Source organism: Parasphingorhabdus sp. (assembly GCF_036963805.1).
Lineage (GTDB): Bacteria > Pseudomonadota > Alphaproteobacteria > Sphingomonadales > Sphingomonadaceae > Parasphingorhabdus.
In genome coordinates this window covers 1-26,588 of sequence record NZ_JBALUN010000014.1, presented here as the reverse complement: position 1 = coordinate 26,588, position 26,588 = coordinate 1, and the positions used below count along the sequence as shown (strand labels likewise).

Below are 26,588 nucleotides of genomic sequence, written 5' to 3'. Positions count from 1 at the left end.
CATGAATGACCCTGACACAATCGATCATCTGCACCAACGTCTGTCCAACCAGCTTATCCTGCTATATCCGGATCATGACGCCGATATACTTGCCGATCAGATAGTCAGCGCCTTTTGGCCTGATAATGGCAGGATGATCGAACGGCAGGAGATAGCTGCAAAACATTTATGGGACGAGAGTGATATTGCGCTCATAACTTATGGCGGCACCATTTTATCCGACGGGGAGCCGCCGCTGCAGACGCTGCATCGGTTTTTAAAGCAACATATCAACCAAACAATTGGCATGGTTCATATCCTACCCTTTTTTCCTTCCAGTTCGGATGATGGCTTTGCCGTGATCGACTATATGACCGTTGATGAAGAATTGGGCGACTGGTCGGATATCGAAGCCATTGCCAATGATTATCGGTTGATGGCTGATCTTGTGATTAACCATGGGTCCAGCAAATCGAAATGGTTTCAGCAATTCCTGTCTGACGAGGCCCCGGGGAAAAATTATTTCTTTACCGCCGATCCCTCCACCGATCTGGGTCAGGTCGTGCGTCCGCGTTCCCATCCTTTGCTCACCCCCTTCCGAACGGCGGCAGGCGACCGGCATGTCTGGAGTACTTTCAGCGCCGACCAGCTCGACTTTAACTTTGCCAATCCCGATGTGCTGCTGGAATTCATCAAGATCATCGCGGCCTATATCGACCATGGAATTCGCATTTTTCGGCTTGATGCGGTCGCGTTTCTTTGGAAGACGATTGGTACATCCTCAATCAATCTCGACGAAACACACGAGATTATCAGACTGCTGCGCTTGCTGATGGATCATCATGCCGAAACATTGGTCATCATCACCGAAACCAATATTCCCAATCATGAAAACCTGACCTATTTTGGCAATCAAAATGAAGCGCATGTGATCTATAATTTTTCACTGCCGCCATTGCTCGTCCATGCACTGCTCACCGGCAATGCGCTCTATCTGAAGCGCCTGACGCGCAGCAATCCGCCGGCTTTAACCGGTTGCACCTATCTCAATTTTACTGCCAGCCATGACGGTATTGGACTGCGCCCGACGGAAGGCGTGTTGCCGCAAGGCGAGGTCGATCAAATGCTGGCCGCGATGCAGCGTTTCGGCGGACAGATTTCGATGCGGCGCGGTCCCGGCGGCACCGAAAAACCTTATGAAATGAATATTTCCTATTTTGAGGCGATGCAGGGAACGCTGGAAGGGCCGGATGAATATCAGATCGATCGTTTCATGGCGTCGATGGCAATCATGCTCGCATTGGAAGGCATACCGGCCATTTATATCCACAGCTTACTCGCCACGCCTAATGGCTATGAAGAAGTCAACTTAACGGGTCACAATCGCTCGATTAACCGGCGGCGGCTTGATCATGCGGAGATTAACCAGAAACTGGCCGACCCGAAAACAGTGGAAGCGCAGGTATTTAATCGCTTGCTGGGCCTCATTGAAATTCGAAAGGTACAACCCGCATTTAATCCCAATGCCGTTCAATTCACCCTTGCCCTACCTGAGGGACTATTCGGGATATGGCGACAAAGTGTTGATCGTAAACAAAGCATCTTCGCTGTCTCCAACGTGACAAACGAACAAAAGACCCTGACGCTAGCTGATATCAATCTGATCGCCGGCGACCTTTGGTGGGATTTAATTTCCGGCCAATCAATCGCTGATATTGAAGGCGACTTTCCGCTTGCTCCCTATCAGACTATTTGGATCAGCAACGTGCGGCAAAAGACAGATTAATCTGCATTATCCAGTCGCACCGCTTCCTTAAACCGATCGGTGAAATCTGGAATCGCGCTATTGATCCGGTTCCAATTGGCCATGAAAGGTGTTTCATGCGGCGATTCGAGGAACGCATCGCCAGCAGTCATGATATTTTGCGCAAATAACTCCACCGTTGTTTCCTCTTCGTGCCGATCGAGCGTCAAACCATTCATCACAGCGTCATTATGGAAAGTCTCAATTCGGTCCAGCGCAATCCGGAAATAAGTGGCCTTGAGCGTCCGGAAGGTGCCCTGTGAAAAAATCTGACCGTCGGTTGCAAGCTTGCGGAAAATCGATTTGGTAATGTCGATACTCATCTTGGACAGGCCACCATCGGGATTATCATGCGATACTGATTGGTGCTTGTGATCGTAATGATCGGCAATCTCGACCTGACAGATGGTCTGGGTTGAATGGTTGCGCCAAACTTCTGACAAAACCCCAACTTCCAATCCCCAATCGGACGGGATGCGGATATTCTTAACCACCTGCCTACCCATGGCAAATTCGCCAGCCAACGGATAACGAAAGCTATTCAAATAGGTCAGATAATCATTGGGTTCGCATATCTTCTTGAGTGCCGCCAACAACGGCCCAACCAGCAGGCGCACGACACGCCCGTTCAGCTTCTGATCGGTCAAGCGGGCATAATAGCCTTTGGAAAAAAGATACGGAAAGGTCGGGCTGGCCACCGGATACATAAGCCGCGCAAGCATGCCGCGGTCATAGGTCAATATGTCACAATCATGCAGGCCAACTATTTGCGCCTCTGTAGCGGCTAGAAAATAGCCAAAACAGAACCAAACATTACGGCCCTTACCCGGCTCAGCGGGGGACAGTCCATGTTGTTGCAATTCTTCATCAAGCGCGGTCAGGCGCGGTCCGCTGTTCCACAAGATATGATGCCGCTGCGGCAGCCGCGCGAAATATTTTTTTGCATATTCAAACTGGTCCTTATCGGCCTTGTCCAAGCCGATGATGATGTCATCCAGATAGGGCACCTCACACAGCTCATCGATAATATTTTCAAGCGCCGGTCCTTCCAGTTCCGAAAACAGACTCGGCAGGACCAAAGACATTGGATTGGCCGACCGGAAGCGCATCAAATCCGCTTCCAGAGATTCCACTGACCGGTCAGTCAGATTATGCAGCGTTGAAATAATACCATTTTGGTGAAAGTCGGCCATGAGGTCTCCGCGATTATGATGATATGCAGCCTAGTTAGCTTTGGCTCAGGTTAAAACCCAGTTCCGCAAGAATTTCTGTAATAGCAAGAACCCATCCCTTTGGACCCGGTTGCGGCGCCGTGCGCACACTAACCTTATCGGACTGGATTGTCACACCTTCGGGATTAGGCATGATGACGCCGAAATCCGCAGCTTCGATCATGGCCAGATCATTGGGCCCATCGCCAAGCGCAATAGAACAAAATCTATTTTCCGGTTGTCGCGAAGCAAAAGCAGCGATAACCCGCCCCATGGCCTGTTCCTTGGTCGCCATGCCGGTGCAATGGTAAAATCGCCCGCCCTGCTGCACATATATGCTGGCATCCATGAATATAGTCTTCAGGAATTGCAGCTCGGCATTCGACCCTGACCAAAGAAACGGTTCGGTCGCCTCGCGCTTTTGCGCTCTTCTAGCGTCATCAATCGATAGTCCGGTTATTTGCGCCACGGTCTCAACCGACATATCATGAAATCCGGTGATATGGGTCCGCAAGTCCGTTGGAAGGCGCGCTATCTGGTCGAATATTTCGCCATATTCCACTCCCAATGTTTCACGATACGGATGATCGGCACTTGAAAAAGGAATGCCGTGGGGTGCATGGATTACCGACCCATTTTCGGTGACGCTGATCGCATCTATAAATGGGAGACTCCGTTGCAACCATTGCAATTCCGCGTGAGTTTTGCTCGTTATTGGGATGACGCTCGCGATTGATCCGTCGTTTAAATATTCAATCAACTGATCCGCTGGCTTCGCGGAATAGCTGTGATGATCCAGCAAAGTCCCATCGAGATCGGTAAATATCAAGGGATAGGGTAAAGGTTTCGACATAATAATGTGCAGCGCTACCATATCACTGGCATCTCACAAAGGCCTTGATATTCGGGGCCTATATTCTAACCTCGGATAACGCCCAAATCAGGCACACGGATATGCGTTTATAAAAATTCTTTAAGTTCACCGACAAATTGATCAAACTGGTCATGATGCAGCCAATGTCCCGCATTAGCGAAGCTTTTCACCGATACATTATCGCCAAAATATTTGATCCGACCATCCTTTTCCGGATTGCTGGCCCAGCTATCGTCACCATAATGCAATTGCGTCGGGCAACTGATATTGCTCCACAATTCGTGAATATCGGATTGCTGCAAATCAATTGAATCCCAATGCTGAACATAAGGATCAAATTTCCAGCTATAGCTCCCGTCCTCGTTCCGGATAACCGCGTGGGTGGTCAGGTGCCGGGCCTGTTCGTCGGATAAATGCCCATTGGCTTCCTGCATCCGTTTGAGCGCATCGTCAAAACTAGCATAACGTTTAACTTGTCGGCCCGCCGCGTTGCGCTTTTCCTCGATCGAATTACGCACCCGCTGGAGCTGCCCGAGTTTTTCACGTTCGGCGATCATTTTTGGGCTGCCACCGAGCCCTTCTATCGCAACCAGTCGCCGGACAGTATCCGGATAGAGACCTGTATAACGCAGCGCGATATTGCCGCCCATGCTGTGTGCGACAATTGTAACTGGTGACAGGTCCAACTGATGGATCAACTGCGCCAGATCGGTCACCATCGCCATAAGCGTGTAATTGCCGTCGGTGCTCCATTGGCTATCACCATGGCCGCGAACATCGGGCGCAATAATATGCCAGTCATCGCGTAATTCCTGCGCCACCCAATCCCAGTTACGACAATGATCCTTCCCGCCATGGAGTAGGATCAGCGGCGGTTTATCCGCATTGCCCCAATCCGCATAATGCAGACGAAGCCGCTGGGAGAAATAACTATGTGAAGCAGGGCCGGCCAAATCCATTTTCAATCCTATTCATTTATGCGGTGCGTGGCTCATGACCTGTAGCAGGAACCCATACGGAGCCTAAGATAACCAAAGCCCAGAATCATCTCTAGGGCCGCAGGGTGATTTCGGCAAGCGTCTGGACTTTCATGGGGAACAGATGATTTAGGCCGTCTGCCAACCTTTCCGATATAACCCTGGTTAGAGTCCGTCGTATCGAAGATGGAATTTTGGTCATCGCTTATGTTCCTTACCATCCATTTGATTCAGCCTCGCTATAGTTTGGCCACAAAAAAGCCGCCGACCGTTGGGTCAGCGGCGTTTTTGTTGGTTGCGGGAGTAGGATTTGAACCTACGACCTTCAGGTTATGAGCCGGAACGCTTGATAGACATATAATTGATAATACATGATAATAAATCAAAATTTTGTACTATGTGCTAGGCGACGTGTTAGTATTTTTACTATTTTGCCTAGAATCGTAACTTTTTGTGTTAGTTGGCTAACACAAAGTCGAAGTGAAGGGCAGAAAACCTTTTATCTTAAGTTATATATGCAGTTTAATACGTTGGCGGCGCTTAGCGTGCTGATGCCTCACCTCCGAAAATGGTCTGATCGCTGAAACGCGGCTTCATTAGCCAACAACGGAAAGACGCCTTTCAGAGAATCCCGGCTCTGCAAACGGTAACTATTGGGCGGATTGTGTTGAAAGACTCGCTCTATTTTCCGTTTGATATTATTTCTGGAAGCGAAGCGAACGGAGTTTGATAATCTTATCAGGCTGACACCGGAATTGTTTTGGCTAGTTTGCGCCGGTTCTGGGCGGTGGCGGCTAGGAGGAACTCGTCTTTTGCGCCATTTGGTCCCCGCAAGCGTAATCGGTCCAGTTTTAATATTCGTTTGAGGCGCGCGAACAGCATTTCCACCTTCTTGCGCTGCCTTCGCGAGTTGACTTAACGATTCAGATGCGGCTGTTGTTGTCGTCATGCACTTGTCGAGAGACTTTAAGAGTATGTTGGACGAGCTTATTGCGCGTCACACTGGAATGCTGGTCAAATCTGCAAAAATGGCGAGCAGCTAAAAAGGAATACCTTCTATATCATCCAGCCCAAGACTTACATTGAAGTTCATGGAGCGGCCTTGAAGGCCGAGGTCCGACCCGATGTTGATCCGAAAGGCGTGGCGACATTAATTAATACTCTTTTCCATTCTATCGCAAACTCTTGGGGCAAGAGTGGTACGGCGGTCGTCCTATCAGGATCTGGTGGCGATGGAGCAAAATGCTTGAGGCCGTGCGTGAAGCGGGCGGCTTTACCTGTGTTCAATCCCCTGAAAGCGCCAAGTTTGACCCGATGCCGAATGCAGCGATTGCGACCGAAGCGGTCAATGCCGTCGAAGTGCCGGAGCATCTGGGGCATACGATGATTGAAGGACTTTTGCTGCCACTCGTCTTGCGCGGCTCGCCGATTGAGAGCGATCATGGCAACGCTAAAAACAAGATCGTCGATGCGGTTGTCGGTTTATCCACGATCCGCGCGTGCGATTACAAACATTCGACTTTCGAGCGCAGGGTTTGCCGCCGGATGATGGATCTGCGGATCGACAATTTGACTGATTATGCAGATCGGGTTTCCAACGATGGCGCAGAGGCGCAGCGTTTAAGCCAAAAACTGTTAATCGACGTGACGAAATTCTTCGGTGATACCGCCCCTTACGAGGTCATCCAGGGCCAGATCATCCCGCAAATCATGTAAGGAGTTGTAAATAATGGCCGCTTCTTAACCTTCGATAACCTCATATTATATAATTAAAACAGCAAGAAACTCAATTTTCACCCAAATCGCCATAGGTCGTCTGTTAACCAAAAATTAGGCTTAAATGGCCACACCGTCCGCAAGCTCTGCCGAATAAGTCGGTTTTGCGCATGAAAGACGGATGAAATGCTTACTTTAAAAACCGCAGCTCTGGCACGGATCATGGTCGGGCTGTTCGCCCTCATGTTCAGTAGTGCGGTTTCGGCAGCAGATCTTTCGGTAACGCAATATTCGGCAGCGCCGGATCCCATTGCATCAACCGCACAGGGGACCTTCACGGTCACGGTAGCGAATAACAGCGCCCCGGCGGTGAACAATGCGGTCGTCACGATTGCGATTTCTCCCAATTTCGAAGTGATCAACGCGCCGGCCAATTTTCCGGCCTATTGCACATTGAGCGGCGCTGTCGGCAGCCAGACTCTGATTTGCAACATGCCCAATCTTTTGGGCGGCGGCACGGCCAATGCACAGACATTCACTTACCGCGCAATTGCACGCGGACCTGGTGCAGGGGCATCAACCGCGAGAATCGCGGCGGCTGGCAACAGCGACGCAAACCCCGGCAACGATGCGCTAACCATCAACCCCACCGTTCGTGCCGGTGCCGATCTGTCCATCACCAAGTCCGGTTCAGCGCCAAGCGTAATCGCTGGCGGCATTCTTCAATACACTTTGACCGTATCCAACAGCGGCCCCAACTCCACCAGCGCTGTCCGCGTGCTTGATAATCTTCCGGCCGCATCCGATTTCGCCTTCCAAAGCGCTACCGGATCAGGTTGGAGCTGCAGCCAGTCTGGCACGCAGGTTACTTGCAATTATTCCGGAGCCGCTCCTGCGGTTAATACTCCTTATCCCAATATCACCATTACAGGGCGAATTACCAAAGCATCTGCTGGCACGATCTCGAATATTGCCAGCGTTACAGGAACCGACCCTCAGGTTCTCGACCCTGTCGGATCGAACAATACATCGAATGTGGTTGTAACCAACATTGAGGCAGGTAGCGATCTACAAGCCATCAAATCGATGCCTTCTACCATCACGGTGGGCAGCAGTGCCAACATCGTTCTGACGATTCGCAACACCGGACCGCAAAACGTTCCGACCGCATCGACGATCACCGATACTATCAATGCGTCGCTGACGATTGGCACTCTACCATCCGGTTGCACCAGATCTGGTCAGATCGTGACCTGTACTGCAGGGACACTCACTGCGACTGGACAAACCAACTTCACAATTCCTGTGGTAGGCGCTTCGGCGACTAGCGGCATTATCAACAACAGTGCAACGGTCGCACCTCCGGCCGGCTTTGCCGATCCTGATTTTGGCAACAATATTGCAATCGCGCCGTTTCAGGTGGTTCTCCCGAATGCCGATCTTGAACTGCGCTCAAAGAGCAAAAGTCCCAACCCGGTCGCTCCTGGCGCAAATGTCACATCGACCATCGTTGTGCGCAATCTCGGCCCGTCGGTTGCAAGTTATTCGCCAACAAACCCGATCCGCGTGACTGACACGCTAAGCGCTAACGAAACTTTCGTTAGCGTTTCTGGCCCTTGGTCATGCTCCGTATCGGGTGTTGTTGTGACTTGCGCGACGACCGGAACAGGCTCGCTCAACGTCGGCTCGCAGCTCACACTGAGCTTGGTAACCCGAGCGGGGGCCGGAACTGACGCCACAATCACCAACACCGCTTGCACTGACACCACTGCCGGTTCAGCCCACACCCCAAGCTCGGCGGCAAGCCCGACCGGAAATGACTGCCGTAGCGCGGGCGTTCGCTCAACTACGCTGGCGGCTGACCTTACGGTCGCCAAAGATGTTAGCCTGTCGCCAACTGGTGGCTGGACCGAGAATCTTGCGATTTCCGATGCAGATACGGTCTTTTATGTGCGGCTGCGCGTTTCTAACGCAGCGGGTGGCGATCTTGCCCGCACGGTTAGCGTTACCGACGCCCTTCCAAACTTCATTAATAGTGGCGGATTTGTAACTGGCGTTACGCAGCAGAGCGCAACATCAGGATCGCTCGCTTACACGGCATCCAATGGACTTGCGACATGGTCGCTCAGCAACCTTGCAGGCGGCGGTTCGCAAACGATGGTCATTCGTGTGGCGCGCCCGTTTGAAAGCGGAAGTTTCACCAATTTCGCATCAGTATTTTCGCCTGACACGACCGAACTCAACACCGGAAATAACACCGATTCCGCTGCCTATACGATCACCGGCATCTCCGACATGACGATCAACTCCAAGTCGGTCACGCCAAATCCGGCACGCGTCGGCGTTCAGTCCACCTATATCATCAGCGTTCGCAATGATGGGGCCAACCCCGCCAATAATGTTGTCGTCCGCGATGTAATCGATCCGGATAAGTTTGAGATCATCGGTACGCCGACCACAACCAAACCGGGCGGCACATGTTCGGTCGTTATCGCAACCGGCACTGTGACTTGCCCTCTTGGTCAATTCACCCGCACCGAAGTACGTCAGATCAATGTTCAAGTTATACCAAAATATCCGTTTGGCGGCGCTACTTTGGCAAGCTTGCCTGCCGCGAATACCAACCAAGCGACTGTAACTACAGATACGCAAGATTCCAACGGCGGCACTGACCCGCTCGCAGGCAACAACTTCTTCAACCTTAACCACACAATGAACGCGCCGACGTTCGATTTGAGCGTAACCAAGCAAGAGTCCAACCCTGCAACAGATGATCCGGTACGTTTTGACGAAACACTCAACTACGACATTCGTGCCTCGAACTTCGGCCCATCGCGCGCAACAGATGTTCTGATCACCGATATTCCCTCACCGCCTCCGGGTTTGACTATGACTTTGTCATCGGTCACAATCAATCCGATTGCGGCCAATGGTGGACTGACCTTGCAGGCCGCGCCCAATGCGGGCTGCGTACCATCGGGCGCCAATGTGCTTTGCCGTATCGATACGACCAGCACCGCGAATAATTATCTAAATTCCCAGAGCCAAGTGATCTTCCGCTTGTCCTTTACAATGGGCGGAACTGCGCCATCCACCATCGTTACTTTTGCGAATGCTGCCGAACTAACCTCTGCTGAGCAGCCTGTCTGGAATGGTGCCGGCGCTGACGTCCAAACTGCCAACAACCGAGCGGTGCAGAACACAACGGTATTGCCTTCGACCGATCTTGAGGTCGTAAGCAAAACCCGCACAGGAGCGCTGCAACGCAGTGTCAACGAGCCTATCGAATTCGCCATCCGTTTCCGCAATAACGGCCCTGCTACGGCAGCCCGCGTTCGGATCACCGATGTGCTTCCTGCAGGCTTTGTCTATTCCGCCACTCCTGCGCCCAGCACTTCGATCCCCGGCGGTAGCTCGGCAACCGTTAGCGGCCTGACCTGTTCAGGAACAAGCACCATAGTCTGCGATATTGACGGGACCTTCCCGGTTGGTGCTGCCCACACTGTTGACCTATTGGTCAATACCAAAGCTCAAGCTCCCTATAGCGGAGCGCTCACTCCGATGGATGCGACAGACACGGCCACAATTACGCCCGGCCTCGATGCGTTCGGTGATCCCTTGAGCGAAGACGCCAATGGAGCGAATAACAGCCAATCCGCAGTCGTTCAGATCCGCGCCTCAAGCATTGCCGGTTCGGTTTACGCAGACAATAACAACAACAGCACTTTTGACGGCGGCGAAGGCATGACCGGCGTTCAGCTAACTCTGACCGGCACCGATATTTTCGGAAATGCCATTATGGCATCGGTTAACACCAATGGAAGCGGCGCATTCAATTTCGGTGTCCTGCCACCATCTAACGCCAGTGGTTACACCATTGTCGAGACGCAGCCAATTACCCATTACGACCTGAACGAAACCGCGGGTAGCGCGGGCGGCACAGTCAATAATGGCGCCTATGGCAACACTGCCGCAGAGAACACGATCAGTGCGATCGTTCTTACTGCTTCGACCGATGCAACCGGTTATATTTTCCAAGACCACCTTCGTGCGACAATCATCGCCACCAATGACAATCCGCCATCGGTAGTGGGCGCGGTTGGCCAGACCAATCTGACCAATGCTTTCAACAATGATAGCTTGAACGGAGCGGCGATTGTTCCGGCCAATATTACCACAACGATCACCACGCCCGCTTCCAATGCAGGGGTCACGATGGATACGGCAACCGGCCAGGTGTCGGTTGCCGCTGGGACGCCTGCTGCCACATACACCATCGTTTACCAAATCTGCGATCTGGCCGATCCAACAAATTGTGCAACCGCAACAGTTACCGTGATTGTTACGGCAGCTTCGATCTCGGCAACCAATGACACAATTGGCGGAATCAGTGGTGCAACCGGAGCGGCAGATGTTCTGTCAGCCCTGACCGGCGACCTTTTGAATGGCGCAGCGGCGACGACTGCCAATGTAACAATCGCGCTTGCGCCAGGTGCAACGATACCTGCTGGCCTGACCTTCGATATTTCCGACGGCACAACTTCGGTCCAACCGAACACGCCGGCTGGAAATTACAGCTTCAACTATCAAATTTGTGAGCAACTGAACCCGACCAATTGCGCGATTGCGACAGAGACTGTCTCGGTTATCGCTGGCCCAATTCAATCCGTAAATGACAGTGCAACCGGCATCAATGGTGCCAGTGGTGCGAACAATGTTCTGAATGTTCTCACCGGTGATACACGCAATGGCGTTCCGGCAACGACCGGCGAGGTCACAATTCAATTGGCGCCCGGTGCAACTGTTCCGGCTGGCCTAACTTTCGACACAGCCACAGGCAATGTTTCGGTCGTTCCGGGTACTCCTGCGGGCACATATTTCTTCAACTATCGCATCTGCGAAATCATCAATCCAACCAATTGCTCGATCGCCGAAGCGCGTGTGACAGTCGTGGCGGCTCCGATTATCGCTGTGGATGACAGTGTAGGCGGCATCAATGGTACCGATGGCGCGAATGACGTGTTGAACGCTCTTACAGATGATACAATCAACGGCGTGGCTGCGACCACCGCCAATGTCAGCATTGCGCTGGCACCTGGTGCTACAGTTCCTGCTGGCCTGACATTCGATACAGCTACGGGAAACACTTCGGTTGATCCGGGAACCGCGGCTGGCTCGTACAGCTTTGATTATCAAATCTGCGAATTGTTGAACCCCGGTAATTGCGCGATTGCAACCGAAACAGTGACTGTCGTTGCCGCACCAATCCTTGCGGTTGATGATAGCGCGAGCGGCATTAATGGTGCCGATGGCGCAAATGATGTCCTCAACGTGCTGGGCGATGATACGCTGAACGGAAACGCTGCCACAATTGGCGATGTTACGATCACTGTTGCAACCGGCTTTACCGTTCCTGCTGGCCTGTCCTTCAATCCTGCCACGGGCAATGTCTCGGTCGATCCGGGTACATCTGCGGGTACTTACAGCTTCGATTACACGATCTGTGAACAGCTCAATCCTACGAACTGCTCCACCGCCACAGCAACTGTGACTGTTGACGCAGCTCCGATTGCCGCAGTCAGCGAGAGCGTAGGAGGCATCAACGGCGCTTCGGGTGCGAATGATGTTCTCAATGCTCTCGATGGTGATACGCTCAACGGCGTGGCTGCGACCACTGGCACTGTCAGCATTGCGGTTGCACCAGCTTCGACTGTACCTGCTGGCCTCAGCTTCGATACTGCCACTGGCAATGTCTCGGTCGATCCGGGCACCGCCGCTGGTACCTACAGCTTCGACTATCAAATCTGCGAGCTTTTGAACCCAACCAACTGCGCAATCGCGACTGAAACGGTCACTGTTGTTGCAGCGCCGATCACCGCTGATCGTGACGCTATTCAAGGCATAAATGGTGCGACCGGTCAGGATGACGTTCTCGACGCGCTTGATGGCGATACGCTCAATGGTGCGCCTGCGACACTTGCAACTGTGACTGTCTCGCTGGCTCCTGGTGCAACTGTACCGGCTGGTCTGACATTCGATACTGCTGACGGGACCACTTCGGTTCTGCCCGGCACACCGGCTGGCATTTACAGTTTCAACTATCAAATCTGCGAAATCCTCAACCCGACCAACTGTGCGATCCACACCGAATCTGTTGAAGTGGTTGCCGCGCCAATCTTGGCTGTGGATGACAACGCCAATGGTATCAACGGAGCGACAGGTGCGTCTAACGTACTCAATGTTCTGAGTGATGACACGCTGAACAATGCGGCTGCCGAAGGCGCAGATGTAACGATCACCGTTGCAACTGGCTCTACAGTACCTGCTGGCCTGACGTTTGATCCTGCTTCGGGCAATATCTCGGTCGATCCGGCGACACCTGCTGGAACTTACAGTTTCAATTATACGATCTGTGAAAACCTGAACCCGACCAATTGCTCAACAGCGACAGCGACGGTTGAAGTTGTTGCACCGCCTATGAATGCTGTCGATGACAGCGTTGGCGGCATCAACGGCACCGCTGGTGCGAGCGATGTGCTGAACGTACTGGGCAGCGATACGCTGAACGGTAACCCTGCCACCACGGGCAATGTTACGATCACAGTCGCAACTGGCTCTACAGTACCCGCTGGCCTGACCTTCGATCCTGCCTCGGGCAACATCACGGTTGATCCGGGCTCCCCTGCTGGTCCTTACAGCTTCGACTACACAATTTGTGAGCAGTTGAACCCGACTAACTGCCGCACCGCTACTGCGACTGTGACCGTTGTTGCCGGCCCAATTACCGCCGATGATGATAGCTCGGCTGCGGTGAACGGTGCGGATGGTGCGAACGGTGTTGTTGACGCGCTGATTGGTGACACGCTTGACGGCGCGCCTGCCGATCTTGCCGACATCACGATGACTGTTGTCACTCCGGCTACGTCCATTGGCGGAAACCCGGTTCCAGTGCTGAACACAGCGACTGGCTTGGTTGACGTACCTGCTGGCACCCCTGCTGGCACTTACACGATTAATTACCAAATCTGCGAAGATTTGAACCCGACCAACTGTGCAGCCGCAACGATTACAGTTCCTGTGAACGCTGCGAATATCACTGCGGTCAATGACAATGTCGCTGGCATCAATGGTGCCGATGGCGGAACCGATGTTCTCAATGCGCTTACCGGTGATACGCTGAACGGCGTTGCGGCAACTACCGGTACTGTCAGCATTGCGCTGGCACCGGGTGCCACTGTGCCTGCTGGTCTGTCCTTTGACATTGCGACAGGTAACGTCTCGGTAGATGCCGGAACACCTGCGGGAACTTACAGCTTTGACTATCAAATCTGCGAGCTGCTGAACCCAACGAACTGTGCAATCGCGACTGAAACTGTTGAAGTTGTTGCTGCGCCAATCGTGGCGGTTAGCGAGAGCGTCAGTGATATCAACGGTGCCACAGGTGCCAATGATGTCCTCAACGCGCTCGATGGTGATACGCTCAACGGCGTAGCTGCGACTACTGGCACTGTCAGCATCGCGGTTGCACCGGGTGCCACTGTGCCTGCCGGCCTCAGTTTCGACACTGCCACAGGTAACGTCTCGGTCGATGCAGGAACCCCTGCTGGAACCTACAGCTTTGACTATCAAATCTGCGAGCTGCTGAACCCAACCAACTGCGCAATTGCGACCGAAACTGTAACTGTAGTTGCGGCTCCAATAGTGGCTGTCGATGATAGCGTGGTCGGAATCAATGGCTCGGACGGTGCGCCAAATGTGCTTAACGTTCTCGGCGATGATACGCTGAACGGTGCTCCTGCCGATCCGTCGACTATGACCATCACAGTTGCAACCGGTTCGTCGGTCCCTGCTGGGCTCAGCTTCGATCCAAACACAGGCAGCGTCTCGGTTGATCCGAACACGCCTGCGGGAACATACACATTCGATTACACGATCTGTGAAATCCTCAACCCAACTAACTGCTCGACAGCGACGGCTACCGTCACCGTAGATGCAGCACCAATCGTGGCGGTTAGCGAGAGCGTGAGTGACATTAACGGTGCCACAGGTGCGGCTGATGTGCTCAATGCCCTCAGTGACGACACGCTCAATGGCGTCGCTGCAACCACTGGAACCGTCAGCATCGCTGTCGCACCTGGTGCAACTGTACCGGCTGGCCTCACCTTCGACACTGCCATTGGCGATGTTTCGGTAGATGCCGGAACGCCTGCAGGAACTTACAGCTTCGATTACCAAATCTGCGAGCTTCTAAACCCCACGAACTGTGCGATTGCGACAGAGACTGTAACCGTTGTCGCAGCGCCAATTGTGGCCGTGAATGACGATGTAGCCGGAATCAACGGCACCGATGGTGCTTCTGATGTTCTCAACGTGCTCGATGGCGATACGTTGAACGGCGATCCGGTAGACACGACCACTGTAACGATCACTGTTGCAACGGGCTCGACTGTACCGGCTGGTCTGACTTTCGATCCAAACACAGGCAGCGTCTCGGTTGATCCGAACACGCCTGCGGGAACATACACATTCGATTACACGATCTGTGAAATCCTCAACCCAACCAACTGCTCGACAGCGACGGCTACCGTCACTGTAGATGCAGCGCCGATTGTGGCTACTCCCGACACTGCGCCTCCCACTAACGGTGGTTCGGGTGGAACTGATGTGATCAATGTTCTGCCTAACGATACGTTGAACGGTGATCCGGTTGATCCAACCACTGTCACCGTCACCGTGACCACTCCGGCAACCCCGGTTGATGGCGGCCCAGTACCTACTCTGGACCCCACCACTGGTAACGTCGATGTCCCGGCTGGCACGCCTGCAGGCGATTATGTGATCACATATGAAATCTGCGAGCAGCTCAACCCGACTAACTGTGCCGCCACCACTGTAACGGTGCCGGTTACTGCTGCGCCAATTGCGGCTGTTGATGATACAGTTACCGGTATAAACGGTATCAGCGGTGCGGCTGACGTTCTTAACGTTCTGGACGGCGATACGCTGGACGGTAACACGGTTGATACCACCACTGTAACCATCGCGGTTGCAACTGGCTCGACTGTACCGGCTGGTCTGACGTTTGATCCGGCCACAGGTAACGTTTCGGTCGATCCGAACACACCTGCTGGAAACTATACGTTCGATTACACGATTTGTGAGATCCTTAATCCAACCAACTGCTCGACTGCGACCGCTTCGGTAACAGTAGATGCTGCGCCGATTGTGGCCACTCCTGACACGGCGCCTCCATCCAATGGCGGCTCGGGTGAGGCGGGAGTGATCAATGTCCTGCCTAACGATACGCTTGGCGGTGATCCGGTTGATCCGACCACGGTGACTGTCACTGTGACCACCCCGGCGACTCCGGTTGATGGCGGACCTGTGCCGGCGCTCAATCCGGCGACTGGCGATGTTGATGTACCACCAGGCACACCAGTGGGTGACTATGAGATCACATATGAAATCTGTGAGATTCTCAACCCGACTAACTGTGCGACCACCACTGTAACGGTGCCGGTCACTGCGGGTCCAATTGAAGCTGTCGATGATACGGTTGTTGACATCATTGGTGCAGACGGTGGAACTGATGTTCTCAACGTTCTGACCGGTGATACGCTCAACGGCGTCCCTGCGACCATCGACAATGTGACAATCTCTGTCGCACCTGGTTCGACGGTTCCAGCGGGTCTTACCTTCGATCCGGCCACAGGAAGCGTCTCGGTTGATCCGAACACACCTGCGGGCGATTACAGCTTCGACTACGAGATCTGTGAGATCCTGAACTCAACGAACTGCACAACAGCGACAGTCACTGTCACTGTGGTCGCAGCTCCGATTGATGCGGTTGATGACACTGCGGGTGACGTGAATAGCGCCACTGGACAGCCTGATGTTCTGAACGTCTTTGATGGCGATACCATCAATGGCAACCCAGCTACGCCTGCGAACTCGACAGTCACACTTGCGCCGAGCTCGGTCGTGCCAACAGGTATCACTTTCGATACTGCAACGGGTAGTGTTGGCGTTGCGCCAAACACTCCAGAAGGAACCTACACATTCGATTACGAACTGTGCGAGCTCCTGAACCCGACCAATTGCACGACTGCGACTGTCACAATCACTGTTCTGCCACCGCGCAGCGCTGTGAACGGGATCGTCTATCTTGACGATAATTTGAACCGCTCACGGGAAACCGGCGAAGAATTGCAAGTCAATTGGATCGTCAACCTCATACGTGATGGTGACGTGGTTGAGACGACTACGACCGATACGGACGGCTTCTACGCTTTCGAAGATATTTTGAGCGGCGGCGGCTATTCAATCCAGTTCATCCACCCGACAACGGGCACGGTGTTTGGTGTGATCAACGATGTTGATCTGCCTGTGAACGGCACGCTGAACGATCAGAACTTGCCAATCGACCCATCGGGCGTTGTCTATGATGCGATCACGCGCAATCCTGTTTCGGGTGCGGTAGTCACTCTCGTCGATGCAAGTGGAACACCGCTGCCAACGGTATGTTACCTCGATCCGTCCCAGACGGGACAGGTAACGGCTGCTGACGGTTACTATCGCTTCGACATCGTGGCTGGTGCTGACGCAGCATGCCCCGTTGGACGAACCGAGTACCGCCTGCAGGTCACTGCACCAACAGGCTATGCCGATCCGGTATCGACTGTGATTGGAGTAGAAAGCGGTTCGCTGAACGTATCGGGTCTGGGCAATCCAGCGCCAGTGGTTCCAAATAATTCGGCGCCACAGGGCGGTGAGCCAACAACCTACTACCTCGGCTTCCTGATCGCTGCGGGTGACGCGAATGTGGTCAACAACCACATTCCGCTTGATCCCTTCCTGTCGCGGACTCCGCTGCTGGTTACTAAGACCAGCACCACGCTGACAGCCAGCACAGGCGATCTGGTGCCGTACACCATCACGGTGCGTAACACAGAAGCTGCGGCGCGCGCTGCAGTGAACGTGATCGACATCCTGCCACCCGGCTTCAAGTATGTACCGGGATCGTCACGCGTCGATGAGATCGCATTCGAGCCGACAGTAGCCAATCGCGAACTGCGTTGGGAAAACCAGACATTCGCTGGCAATCAACTGCGGACTTATCAGATCGTCGCCGTCATCGGCGCCGGTGTGACCGAAGGCGACCGGATCAACACTGCGGTTGGCCGCAGCGGAGTGACGGGAACCGACATATCCAACCGGGCGCAGGCTGTGGTCTCGATTGTCCCAAGTGCGATCTTCGATTGCGCAGAAATCATCGGCAAGGTCTTCGACGACCTTAATGGTGACGGATACCAGAATGACGGCGAGCCCGGCATTCCAGGTGCCCGTGTGGCAACGGTCAATGGTCAGTTGATTACGACTGACGAATATGGCCGCTACCACATCACATGTGCAGCCGTGCCGGATGCGCAGATCGGTTCGAACTTCGTCCTGAAGCTCGACACGCGGACTATCCCTGCTGGCTACTCGCCAACATCGGACAACCCGCAATCGATCCGCCTCACTCGCGGTAAGATCAGCGAACTGAACTTCGGTGTCCAGAAAGCCCGCGTGGTGAGCATCGTGCTCGACACACGTGCCTTCCAAGCTGGCGGCAGCAATTTGAACCAAGCGTTTGCCGCTCAGCTGAATGGACTGACTGAAGTGGAAGCACAGCGTCTGGTGATCCAAATCACCTATTCCGCCTCCACCGGTGAAAACACTGAGCTGGTTCAGGCCCGCCTCGCAGTTCTGAAGCGGATGCTGGAGGCTACTTTCGAGGATGACGATGATTGGGACGGTCCGCCGCCCACAATCGAAACCAACATGGTGCGCGCAAATGTTGCGCCGGGCCGGGAGTAAGAACAATGAACAATAGCTCAAACCTCCCGACCGCTCGCTCTAATTCGGGCAAGGCATCACGTAAAAGCCGCCAAGCTCTGCTTCTCGCAGGGGCATCCGCCATCGCTTCCTTGAGCATTGCAGCCCCCGCGATGGCAGCTCCAGAGGGCAGCCAAAATTTTGGTTTCGTGCCTTACTCTACGCTAGCCGTGGCAGCCAGCGATGCCGATCATTCGGCTAAGCTGACCGCACCGGCGGTAACCAGCCAAGCGGCTGCGACGATTGGCGCGCAAGCTCCAAGCGTCCAGATCCGGTCTGCAATTGCGACACCGATCCTGTCCATTGGCCTCGTTGGCGCTGAAAAGACGATCCAGCGGGGCTCCCCTGCCCAGTTCATCGGCTACACCAACTACCCCGCCTTTGTTGAACGGACAGAGTTGCGCTTGTTTGACAGTGGCCTATCCACCGATGGCACACCGCATGCGGTGGTTACTGGTGATCGCAATGGCGTGATGGAATGGACACCGACCAATTATGCATCAGCCTATATGGTCTATGTATATCGCGTCTATGATGCGGACGGGAATTATGACGAGACAGAACCGCAATCGCTAACTCTAATGTCGGCAGCACAATTTGCTATTGAAGACAGTCCCGCGCGCGCTGATTTCGGTGTCCGTGATTCAGCCTCCATCCGCAATATCGCGGTGGCCGACGCAGTTCCGGTGAATGTCACTGGTTCCGCGCCAAGCGACGCGCTGGTGCGGGTATCAGGCCAGATCACTCCGGCCAGTGCCAGCGGTCACTTTGCCTCGCAGCAATTGGTTCCGGCATCGTGCATTGGTATCAGCATTAGCGTGACCAAACCATGTGGCAGCGAGCAGACGCTCTCTGCCCCGCGCAGTGACTGGCAGGCGCCGGTTGCGGGGATGGCTGACAATGGATCAGATAATGGTTCGGGCCGCGGCACGCCACAAGAACAGCCAATTCTGGTCTCTTCGAGCAACGGAATGACGATCACGATGGGCCCTGACGAAACGCAGGCCATCGACAATCCATATTCGGTCAAAGTCCGCACCGATCAGACGCATGTTGACCCGGTTCTGGCCGTTGGCCTTGTCGAAAGCGAACGCACTGTCGTTCGCGGTCAAGCGTCGACTTTTGTCAGCTATGTGAACTATCCATCCTTTGTCGAAAAGGCAGAGGTACGGATATTCCGTGCCGGTGTTGGACCTGACGCGACACCGCTTGAGGTGGTCGCAGCAGACAAGAGCGGAATCGCTCGTTGGACGCCTACTGACATCGCCGAGAAAGACCTGTTCTACACCTACCGCGTCTATGACGGGAAAGGTCGTTTCGACGAAACGCAGCCGCAAGAACTGACCGTGCTTGACGAAGCATTTAGCGATGCACCCGCTCCCGTGCGCCCTCTATTCGGCACACAAGACGAAGCCGCGATCCGCAATATCAGCTTCTCCAAGGCCAGCACCGTTACTGTTACCGGTACGGCCAGCCCTGCCGATGAAGTCGTGCGTGTTGCCGGACAAGTCATTCCGATCGAAGAGGATGGCCGCTTTGTCAGTCAGCAGATTGTTGACCGAGACACCAAGCAAATCTGGGTCACTGTTGGCCCTGAAGAACAAGCCAAATTCACCGCGACGCGCGACATCGAGGCGAAGAAAGACGACTGGTTCATTGTTGGGCAGGGCGATCTGACCCTGGTCGCCACGAATGGCGGCGCTGGTGCAGTCGAGGTAAGCGGCAATCCGATTACCGATGGCACGAACATCACTTCGCGCGCAGCCTTCTATGCCAAGGGTACCTTGGCGAGCGGCGTGAAAATCACCAGCTCGCTCGATACGGGTGAAACTTTGCTGAAAGATTTGTTCAGCAATATAGACCGCAAAGATCCGCGCCAATTGCTGCGCCGGATGGACTCGAACCAATATTACACGACCTATGGTGACGACTCGACGCTTGTCGAAGATGCGCCAACGCAGGGTCGTTTCTATCTCAAGGTCCAGAAGGACAAATCCAGCCTGCTGGTTGGCAATTTCGTTGCCGATATTCAGCAAGCCGAACTGGCACAGCTCAATCGCGGCGTATTTGGCGCGATAGTCGATCATAAGAGCTTGAGAACTACCGAATTCGGCGAGAGCAAGCTGCAAGTCACCGCTTTCGCTTCCGATCCGGGTACAATCCCGGGCCGCGATGAGTTCCGCGGAACTGGCGGCTCGCTTTACTTCCTCAATCGCCGCGATATCACTGTCGGTTCGGAGCGGCTGAGCATCGAAGTGCGTGACCGCGATACCGGCATTGTCATCTCGCGCCGCGATCTGCGTCCGCAAGAAGACTACGATATCGATTACTTCCAGGGCCGCGTTGTTCTACTGCGCCCGCTGTCCTCAACAGCATCGGATGATGGCGTTGTGCGCGACGGATCGAGCTTCGGCAATACGCCGGTACTGGTTGTTCGCTACGAGTTCACACCAGCCGTTGGCCAATTGTCCGGCTATACCTTCGGCGGTCGTGCTGCCGGGTGGATCGGTGATACCGTTCGCCTGGGTGTTACCGCACAGAAAGAAACCACCGATGCAGCCGATCAAACACTAATTGGAGCTGATGCGACTGTTCGCATTCATGCTGGCACCTATGCCAAGGCTGAATTCGCGCAGAGCGATGGACCCGGCTTCGGCCAGGCAAACTCTGTCGATGGCGGTCTCAGCTTTACCGATCTGACTGCGACCGGTGTCGCTGGTGTCAAAGCCAATGCCTATCGCGGCGAAGTCGCGGTTGATTTTGCTGAACTTCGCGGGGCAACCGGTGATCTCGGCAAAGTCTCCGCCTATTACGAGCATTTCGATGCTGGTTTCAGCGCCAATGGGCAGTTGACCCTGACAGAGACAGAGCGTTTCGGTGCTGCCATCAATGTCCCGCTGGGTGAAGCAACGCGTGTTGCTGCCGAGTATGAACAACTTGAAACCGACGGAATCGGCAAACGTGTCGTGGCAACGGGCGAAATCGCTCAGGACCTTGGGACTGAAGTCACTTTGACCGCCGGTGTGCGCCATGACGAGCAAGCCTCTGGCCTACTTAACAACAGCACGCAAGATGGCAAACGTACCGACGTTGCGCTGCAATTGGGTTATGATCCTACTGACGCGAATTGGTCTGTCTATGGCTTCGGCCAGATGACGGTGGACCGTGACACTACACGCCAACGCAACAATCGCGGCGGTGTTGGCGGTAAAGTCGAAATCAGCGACAAGGTTTCTGCTTCCGCCGAAGTCTCGCATGGTGATGGCGGCCTCGGCGCGAATGTCGAATTGAGCCATCGCTATGGCGACGGGTCGGAAATGTATCTCGGCTATGGTCTGCTGACAGATCGCACTGATGTTGGCTTGGAGCCGCTTAACGCGCTTACGCAAACCAATCGCGGCACGCTGACTCTCGGTGCACGTCACCGCTTCTCCAGCGCGCTGAGCATCAATGGCGAGAATAAGATCGGACATGGCGGACAGGCACCTAGCGTGGTCCGCAGCTTCGGCCTCAATTGGGATCCGTCTGAACATTGGTCGTTCTCCGGTTCGTTCGAAAACGGACGGATTGATGACGCGCAAACCGGCGAGTTTAAGCGTACTGCTGCAACCATTGGCGTCGGCTACACTGACGACAAGGTTCAGCTAGCCACCAATGTCGAGGCGCGTTTCGAGGAAGGCCTCAACCGAGATCAGAGCGTCTGGTTGGTCCGCAATACCGCTTCGGTTGAAGTCAATCCGAACTGGCGCGCCCTAGGCCGCCTGAACTTCGCGATTGCCGATACCGAAACCAACGATGTGCGGCTTGCCGATTATATCGAGGGCACCGTGGGCTTCGCCTATCGTCCGGTGCTCAATGACAGGCTCAACCTGCTTGCGCGCTATACATATCTGCAAGACCTCGGCCCTGTCGGTCAGATCACCTCGGGTGGGGAAACTGCTGCGCCGAAACAACGCAGCCAGATATTCTCCATCGATGGCAATTTCGACCTGACCAAGACGCTGACTTTGGGCGCAAAATACGCTTTCCGCAAAGGCAGCGTCTCGCTAGGCCGCGAAAGCGATACATTCGTCTCGAGCAACACCCAGCTTGGCGTGTTGCGCCTCGATTGGCGCCTGGTGAAGAAGTGGGACTTCGTCGCGGAAGGTCACTATCTGACCAACGACGTCGCGGGCGATGACAGATGGGGCGGGATCGCCGCAATTTATCGTCACTTGGGCAACAATGTGAAAGTTGGCATAGGCTATAGCTTCTCGGACTTCTCTACCGACCTTGCCGATCAGAGCTATTCCAGCGACGGCGTATTCATCAACCTGTTGGGTAAATTCTAATCATTGAGAAGAGATCAAGCATGCGTAAAATATTATGTGCAACCATTCTCTCGGGGCTTGTGGGTCTTTCGGTTCAACCTGCGCTAGCCGCTCAGGTCGAGGATTTGACCTGCCTAGATGATCAGCTGGATGAGGGTCAACGAGCGGAAGTTGGCGCGCTGTTCGCCGAACAAACCGACGACCCGACCGACGACCGCGTGCCTGCCAAAGGCAGCGAGGCTGCGGCAGAGGATTTTGCCGTAGCGCTTGGAGGATGTGCCGACCGGTTCGAATGGAGCGAAGCAAAGCGCAGCGCCGCCGGACAATATCTGATTCAGCTCGGCGCATTAAGCAAAATCGCGGTCGCCAATGGACAAGATTGGTCGCGCGCGATGGAATCTTATGCTTCGTTTGGCCAGCGGTTGATTACGGATCAGGAAAAGGTGACCGATCACCAGCGCGCCATGATTGTAGCCGGGGCAAAAGCAAATGGCGTGCCTTCAATGGAAGGAGATGAGGGGGAAGATTCCCAGATTATTGCCTATATGCTGGCAAAAATTGATCTCGACTCCGCGCGTGAAAATTTTTGATAAATGAACGCAAACAGTGTTCCGCTAGGCGTTTCAGATTTTAAGAATTAAATTGTTGTTGAAGCTGTTAGTGTTGAAACAGCCAGCCAGTCTCTGACATCCGTTTCTACCGGTGTCGTCGAAGAAGGCGCTTATCCGCGGCCAATGAGAACTGGACATTCCGCTGCGGGCTCAGTTTGGCCGTGATGTATAATTCAATTGAATGGCAGCTGTTGGGGCGGAAGCGGAATGTCTGCTTGTTCCGTCAAAGGCTGGATAATATCTCTCGGGAGATTGCGGAATACCAGCAACCAAAGTTGCATAATTTACAATTTAGGGAGCCGCTTGACGACTGTGGATGACTGAATGATGGCGGTATCGACGGATGAGAATGGCAAGAAGCGGTCCATAACGGTTTCCAATTCCTGCACATCATGAACCACGGCTTTTGCCACAAAGCAGTCTTCGCCAGTAACATGATCCGCTTCAACTATTTCCGGAGTGTCGATCAGCATCTGCGCCACTCTCTTTGCCTCTCCCGGCAAAGCGCACAATCGCACATGTGCAGTGACACCGAGTCCAAATACGGTGGGATCTACATTGATAGTATAGCTGCTGATCGCGCCTGCATCTTCAAGCTTGTGAATGCGCTCGGTAACACTTGGACTGGACATTCCAATTTGCTCTGCGAGCTCCCGAACTGTCATTCGGCCATTGCCGACCAATGCGGCAATTATAGCTCGATCGATTGCATCAATTGGCCGGGTTACATAGCGGCTTCGATTCATATTTCACCTCTAGCTGGATGACACCAGCGAGGCCTTGAGATTACGAAGGCAAATGTTCGATTTTGCCTTATTTATCCTAAGTTTGAGCTAGAAATCGGGCTTACAGCGAACACACCCAGCGACAAGCAGCTATTCCGCAAGGTCAAAATTGAAGGTCAAAGCCCGTTATGGGTTTCGATTGGCAAGTCGAAACGGCTGTAACGCCTTCCTGAATCTATGGCTGAACAAATAAATCAGGATCTATAATTTGGAGGAGAAACGTAAATCGGGAGTGAAGCGCAATGCAAAGCACCACAAGATTGGATGTAATAGACAGAAACTTGGAGCGCGCTGAATAATGGCATACTCTACTGCAACTATTGTATCACTGGCACTTCAATGTGCTCCCTCGGTAGCGCCGGAAACCGTTGTCGCGATTGTTCATACTGAAAGCCGCGGCCACGTCTTCGCGCTCAACGTCAACGGAGGACGGCAACCGCGCCGTCTGGCCAGCGCTGCAACAGCAGCTGCCACAGCTAAACGCTATGTTGCAGCAGGTTATTCAGTCGATCTGGGCCTTGGCCAGATCAATTCCCGCAATATGCGCTGGCTTGGTCTTACATGGGAAACGGTGTTCGACCCCTGCACCAACATTGCAGCATTAGGCCGCGTTCTTACTCAGAATTATAATTCGGTAAAAGCGGGGCGCGACCCGCAAAGCGCCCTTCGTATTGCCCTCTCCATGTATAACACAGGCAGCCAATCGCGCGGATTTCGTAATGGCTATGTCGCCAAGGTTGTCGGCAATGCTGGCATTGCCGACAGTCAAGTATCTTATACCCCCACTGCATCGCAACCAATCGCGGAAACAAGCGGCGATCTGCGGACAATCATTGTCGCAGAAAATGCGGCGCAGCAGGCGCCACCTCGCCCTGCACCGCCCCCGAGATGGAACCTCTTTGAGCGTGCGGCTTACGAACGCGAAACCAGAAAACTCGCACAGAATGAAAGGGGCAGCATATGAGCATTATCCCAAATTTGGCGCGCAACGCTAACCTGTGGCGCTCATCCCGTGCAGCGAAATCTAACCAGCTTCAAAACAAGCGCCAACGCGCGGCCTTCTGGAGCATAGCCCTCTTGTCTGCGATGTTCATCTCGCTCGCCCTACCCGAGCCAGCCTACGCACAAAACCTAGAGAGTTTTGCTAGCAACGTGCGCGGGCTTTTATCGTCGACCCTTCTTCGCACCCTCGCCGTTATTGCCGTAATTGTAACCGGCCTACTCTGGTTTACGGGGCGCGCCTCGACCGCAGTTCTGGTGACGGTCATTATTGGTATCGCCATCGTCTTCTCGGCGGACTCCATCGTCGGTCTCATTGCAGGCTGACGGCGATGAACGAGCAAACCGAAACTCTGACAAAAAACACGCTGTTCCTGGCGGTGACGCGTCCGGCGCTCTGGGCAGGAATTCCGATTGAAGCGGCGGTGTTACTGTTAATCGCCAGCGCATCGGTACTGATTCAAAGCAACAGCCCGCTCTATGCCGCATTGATCGCGGCTTTTGGCTATTCGATCTCGCGGCTGATCGTGCGCCACGATGTCAATGCGTTTCGCCTGCTGTTCCTTTGGGGCCGGACGAAAGCGGGCAACCGAAACCGAGCGTTTTGGGGCGGCAGCAGCTACTCACCGCTGCCTTTAACAGGCTTGCGCCGCAAAGGCTTTGGCCGTCATGGGTAGATTGCTCGCTTCCAACAATTCTGTGCCGCTAAAAATAGCGCAGCGCGAGGCAACGCCTGAAAAATTCTTACCCTATGCGCGCCATATAAACGAAGAAATGGTGGCGCTCGATTCTGGCGACATCATGTTGACCTTTGAATTGCAGGGACGCGCCTTCGAGACGTCCGATGTGCGCGATCTCAACGACTGGCATACCAAGTTAAACGGATTGCTTAGAAACCTGCATGACGAACGGTTGTCGGTGTGGACCCATCTTATCAGGATGCGCGTCGACCAATATCCCGGTGGGGCATTCAAATCTGGTTTCGCTGCCGATCTGGACCGCGCCTATTTTGGCCGCATCAACCGGGAGCGGATGTTCATCAACCGCTTCTTTGTCAGCCTTGTCATTCGCCCTGCTGCAACGGGAAGCGACAAGATCATCCAGCTCTTCAAGCGGAAGGTATCGAAGCAGGCGGATAAAGGTCCGCTGATCGATGAGTCGCTGGTCGAATTGCTCGACGACAAGGCCCGCGACTTTGAAAAGCTCATGGCGCGCTGTCAGCCGCGCCGCTGCGGGATATATACACATCGCGGATTGATGTTTTCCGAAGCGATGGAAGTTGCAGACATGGTGATGACCGGACGCCATGTCCGTGTTCCCGTGGTTCGCGGGCATCTGGGCGGCGCGCTTTACCGCGCGCGGACGATTTTCGGCGCGGAAACTATCGAGGTTCGCGGTGCCGACACATCAGCGTTTGGCGGCATTTTCGGAATCCGCGAATACCC

General features: G+C 54.1%; 12 protein-coding genes and 3 pseudogenes. 10 read left to right on the top strand and 5 right to left on the bottom strand.

All coding sequences use genetic code 11. From position 1 onward, the window contains the following. The first annotated feature begins 1 nt into the window (after position 1). Positions 2 to 1,765: a sugar phosphorylase gene (locus tag V7676_RS17050; RefSeq protein ID WP_335660799.1), complete on the top strand. Its 1,764-nt coding sequence runs from the start codon at positions 2 to 4 to the stop codon at positions 1,763 to 1,765. On the opposite strand, the gene V7676_RS17045 is transcribed toward V7676_RS17050, so the two are convergent. The 4 genes and pseudogenes from V7676_RS17045 to V7676_RS17030 all read right to left on the bottom strand — a co-directional run. Continuing rightward, on the bottom strand, positions 1,762 to 2,976 hold the full coding sequence (locus V7676_RS17045) for a hypothetical protein (RefSeq protein WP_335660798.1): 1,215 nt from the start codon (positions 2,974 to 2,976) through the stop codon (positions 1,762 to 1,764). The two genes, V7676_RS17050 and V7676_RS17045, sit on opposite strands and share 4 nt — an antisense overlap. Before the next feature lie 34 nt (positions 2,977 to 3,010). Further along, entirely contained in the window at positions 3,011 to 3,847 is an 837-nt protein-coding gene (locus V7676_RS17040) for an HAD-IIB family hydrolase (protein WP_335660797.1), read from the bottom strand. A gap of 107 nt (positions 3,848 to 3,954) precedes the next feature. Then, positions 3,955 to 4,827 (bottom strand): alpha/beta fold hydrolase, encoded by an 873-nt coding sequence (locus tag V7676_RS17035; RefSeq protein WP_335660796.1) that lies wholly within the window; start codon positions 4,825 to 4,827, stop codon positions 3,955 to 3,957. A 756-nt stretch (positions 4,828 to 5,583) separates the two neighbouring features. Beyond that, positions 5,584 to 5,754: pseudogene (locus tag V7676_RS17030) on the bottom strand (transposase); the annotation flags it as partial. A gap of 38 nt (positions 5,755 to 5,792) precedes the next feature. Between V7676_RS17030 and V7676_RS18890 the strand changes: the two are divergent. From V7676_RS18890 to V7676_RS17010, 5 genes and pseudogenes are all read left to right on the top strand, one after another. Next, positions 5,793 to 6,162 (top strand): annotated as a pseudogene (locus V7676_RS18890) (chemotaxis protein CheB); the annotation flags it as partial. Further along, complete coding sequence (locus V7676_RS17025; RefSeq protein WP_442955464.1) at positions 6,160 to 6,561, top strand: hypothetical protein; 402 nt, start codon at positions 6,160 to 6,162, stop codon at positions 6,559 to 6,561. The pseudogene V7676_RS18890 and the gene V7676_RS17025, both read left to right, overlap by 3 nt. A gap of 186 nt (positions 6,562 to 6,747) precedes the next feature. Beyond that, a complete protein-coding gene (locus V7676_RS17020) occupies positions 6,748 to 18,420 on the top strand; it encodes a hypothetical protein (protein WP_335660794.1) in 11,673 nt (3,890 codons plus the stop codon). A 5-nt stretch (positions 18,421 to 18,425) separates the two neighbouring features. Next, positions 18,426 to 22,769, top strand: a complete 4,344-nt coding sequence (locus tag V7676_RS17015) for a TonB-dependent receptor (RefSeq protein ID WP_335660793.1) — start codon at positions 18,426 to 18,428, stop codon at positions 22,767 to 22,769. Between the two features lie 20 nt (positions 22,770 to 22,789). Continuing rightward, on the top strand, positions 22,790 to 23,338 hold the full coding sequence (locus tag V7676_RS17010; protein ID WP_335660792.1) for a hypothetical protein: 549 nt from the start codon (positions 22,790 to 22,792) through the stop codon (positions 23,336 to 23,338). 305 nt (positions 23,339 to 23,643) lie between these two features. Here V7676_RS17010 and V7676_RS17005 read toward each other — a convergent pair whose 3' ends face one another. After that, positions 23,644 to 24,105 carry an Lrp/AsnC family transcriptional regulator gene (locus V7676_RS17005; RefSeq protein WP_335660791.1) on the bottom strand — a complete coding sequence of 154 codons (462 nt, stop codon included), beginning with the start codon at positions 24,103 to 24,105 and terminating at the stop codon, positions 23,644 to 23,646. A 337-nt stretch (positions 24,106 to 24,442) separates the two neighbouring features. On the opposite strand from V7676_RS17005, the gene V7676_RS17000 reads away from it, so the two are divergent. The 4 genes and pseudogenes from V7676_RS17000 to V7676_RS16985 form a co-directional block, all read left to right on the top strand. After that, positions 24,443 to 25,108 (top strand): lytic transglycosylase domain-containing protein, encoded by a 666-nt coding sequence (locus V7676_RS17000; RefSeq protein WP_335660790.1) that lies wholly within the window; start codon positions 24,443 to 24,445, stop codon positions 25,106 to 25,108. After that, positions 25,105 to 25,470 (top strand): TrbC/VirB2 family protein, encoded by a 366-nt coding sequence (locus V7676_RS16995; protein WP_335660789.1) that lies wholly within the window; start codon positions 25,105 to 25,107, stop codon positions 25,468 to 25,470. The genes V7676_RS17000 and V7676_RS16995 overlap by 4 nt, the downstream gene beginning before the upstream one ends. A gap of 5 nt (positions 25,471 to 25,475) precedes the next feature. Next, positions 25,476 to 25,820 carry a type IV secretion system protein VirB3 gene (locus tag V7676_RS16990; RefSeq protein ID WP_335660788.1) on the top strand — a complete coding sequence of 115 codons (345 nt, stop codon included), beginning with the start codon at positions 25,476 to 25,478 and terminating at the stop codon, positions 25,818 to 25,820. Beyond that, a pseudogene (locus V7676_RS16985) lies at positions 25,813 to 26,588 on the top strand (transporter); the annotation flags it as partial. The gene V7676_RS16990 and the pseudogene V7676_RS16985, both read left to right, overlap by 8 nt.